We start from the raw sequence: 2303 nt of genomic DNA on the forward strand, positions 1-2303 counted from the left end.
CCACCAGAAACTCCAGCTCCTCCAGCCGCAGCGCCGGTATGCCGCTCACCGCGAGCAGCTGGCGGCCGGGCGTATCACTGTGCAGGGACATCACCGCCCAGTCCGCCTCCAGCGCCTCGCGCAACGCGTGACACAAACGCCCTGGCAACCCCGCGGTATCGCCCGCCGCCGCCTGGCTGACCCGGCGTAACCCCGACCACCGCTCCACCACGACCACCGCCATCCGCACAGCAGTTCCCGCTCCACCCCGGAGCACCACAGACTCCCAACTCCCCTACCGGCGCACAAGGTTCGCGCTGGAGGACACCTCGATTCCCCGACCAGAGCCTGCTAGGCGGGCGCTGGCGTGCCGGGTCGCCCGCCCGCAGGGCCTGCCGGCTGATTCCGCAGCCTTGCCGGGTCGTTGGACGGGTGTGGAGACGACGGATACGGGCTGCCGGCGGGCAGGCTGACGTGGGTCCGGAGCTACCTTTTGGCAGACGCTCGGTGAAGTCGGGTGGTCGGGTAGCAGGCCACGGTGCGGCGGCATCACGGAAGGTAACGGCCTGCGTGGCCCGGGCCGGCCAGGAAGCGGGTGGGGCCACGGCTGCTGAGGTCACATGGAGTGCGGTGGGCCGGTCAGCTGTAGGCGGGTGTACCCAGCATCGCTGCCGCGGCCTGGAGTGGGCTGAAAACAGCGGCGGCAGTCACAGCAGCAGCGTGGGGTGTGGGGCGGCAGGTGAAGCCGAGTCGCGTCATGGCCCGGGTGATCTGCTCGGCGGTGAAGTCACGCCGGTCCTGTCGGGTGAGGATCTGGCCGACCTGCTTGACGGGGTAGGTGCGGCGGCTGATGATCACGGATTCTCCGGTGACCGCTTCCGGCTTGATGCCCCGCATCCTGTCCTGGACTTCACTCTTGACCAGGTCGAACGGGAAGCCGGCGATGATGCAACGCATAGGACCTCAGCAGAGAGAGGGGATGGCGGATCCCTCAGAGTCCCACATCCGGACCTCCGGCGGGAAGATCAACCCGCCGATGGGAAATCCGGCACGAGGGCCGGTGTTCGTGCTACGTTGTTGCCAGTTGCAGTTGTGGTACCCATGAACTTTGTGTGCACTCGACGGGCGTGACCCGTGGGTGCATTTTTTGTTTTGGCCGGTCATCTCCGGATGGGCTCATTGCGGCGACGCGGACTCCGCACAGTGCGGTTTTCGGTTCTGCCCCCTGTCTTGAGGAGACACACATGGCTACTGGCATCGTGAAGTGGTTCAACGCGGAAAAGGGCTTCGGCTTCATCGAGCAGGACGGCGGCGGCGCTGACGTCTTCGCCCACTACTCGAACATCGCCGCCCAGGGCTTCCGCGAGCTGCAGGAAGGCCAGAAGGTCTCCTTCGACGTCACGCAGGGCCAGAAGGGCCCGCAGGCGGAGAACATCGTTCCCGCCTAAGCACTGACGCGCACCACCGGGTAGGGCCCGCACCGCAAGGTTGCGGGCCCTACCCGCCGCTCGCAGGCCCCCTTGCCCTCCGCTCGTCGCGGGGCGGGGCCGCTGCGGGCATCAGTTCCAGCCGCACGGCAGGCGGCTCCACGGTCCACGACCGTGCTGCGTTCACTGCCCAGGGCCCATCCGATACGGTCCAGCTCCGGCCGCCATTTCTGGCAGTGCCGCTCGTGGCGAAGCGTGTTCGCGCGGATTACTCCGCGCCGCTTCGATCCCGCTCCGTTTCCGCTCATTCTTTCGGTTCGTCTCTGTGATGCCTTCGTGCGGCGTGTTCGCTGCTGGGGCTTCCTGGATGCGTGCCGTGTCCAGGAAGGTTCTCCTTGAACCCCGTTCGTTCCAATCGCTCGTATTCCAGCTCCACCAGCCGCCGCGGTGCTTCGGGCGCCGGCAGCTACAGCCGTTCGGCCCCGAGCCGTTCCGGCGGCTATGCGGGATCCGGTGGCTCCGGCCGTTCCGGTGGTTACGCGGGCTCGGGCCGCTCCGGCGGTTCAAGCCGACGCCCGTCCGTTCAGGGTGAGTTCGCCCTGCCGGTCACCCTCACTCCGGCGCTGCCCGCGGTGGAGACTTTCGCGGCGTTGGACATGCCGGCCGCTCTGCTGGCGACGCTGGCGCACGAGGGCATGGCGGTGCCGTTCCCCATCCAGGGCGCGACGCTGCCCAACGCCCTGGCGGGACGCAACGTGCTGGGCCGCGGGCGTACCGGTTCCGGCAAGACCCTCGCCTTCGGTCTGGCGCTGCTGGCCAGGACCGCCGGTCAGCGCGCCGAACCGCTGCAGCCGCTGGCTCTGGTCCTGGTCCCGACCCGTGAGCTCGCCCAGCAGG

At 68.5% G+C, this 2303-nt stretch carries 4 protein-coding genes; 2 read left to right on the plus strand and 2 right to left on the minus strand.

Annotated elements, in window-relative coordinates:
- Both G3I60_RS43510 and G3I60_RS43515 read right to left on the minus strand, forming a co-directional pair.
- A partial coding sequence (locus G3I60_RS43510; RefSeq protein ID WP_164608535.1) for a hypothetical protein occupies positions 1-223 on the minus strand: 223 nt, incomplete at its 3' end.
- 395 nt (positions 224-618) lie between these two features.
- Positions 619-936 carry an SCO5918 family protein gene (locus G3I60_RS43515; protein WP_164297706.1) on the minus strand — a complete coding sequence of 106 codons (318 nt, stop codon included), beginning with the start codon at positions 934-936 and terminating at the stop codon, positions 619-621.
- Positions 937-1223: 287 nt separating this feature from the next.
- On the opposite strand from G3I60_RS43515, the gene G3I60_RS43520 reads away from it, so the two are divergent.
- Both G3I60_RS43520 and G3I60_RS43525 read left to right on the plus strand, forming a co-directional pair.
- Positions 1224-1427 carry a cold-shock protein gene (locus G3I60_RS43520; protein WP_145801666.1) on the plus strand — a complete coding sequence of 68 codons (204 nt, stop codon included), beginning with the start codon at positions 1224-1226 and terminating at the stop codon, positions 1425-1427.
- Between the two features lie 374 nt (positions 1428-1801).
- Positions 1802-2303, plus strand: a 502-nt coding sequence (locus G3I60_RS43525; protein WP_164608536.1) for a DEAD/DEAH box helicase, incomplete at its 3' end; no start/stop codon positions are given.

Origin of the sequence: Streptomyces sp. SID13666 (assembly GCF_010548325.1) — a bacterium.
GTDB lineage: Bacteria > Actinomycetota > Actinomycetes > Streptomycetales > Streptomycetaceae > Actinacidiphila > Actinacidiphila fildesensis.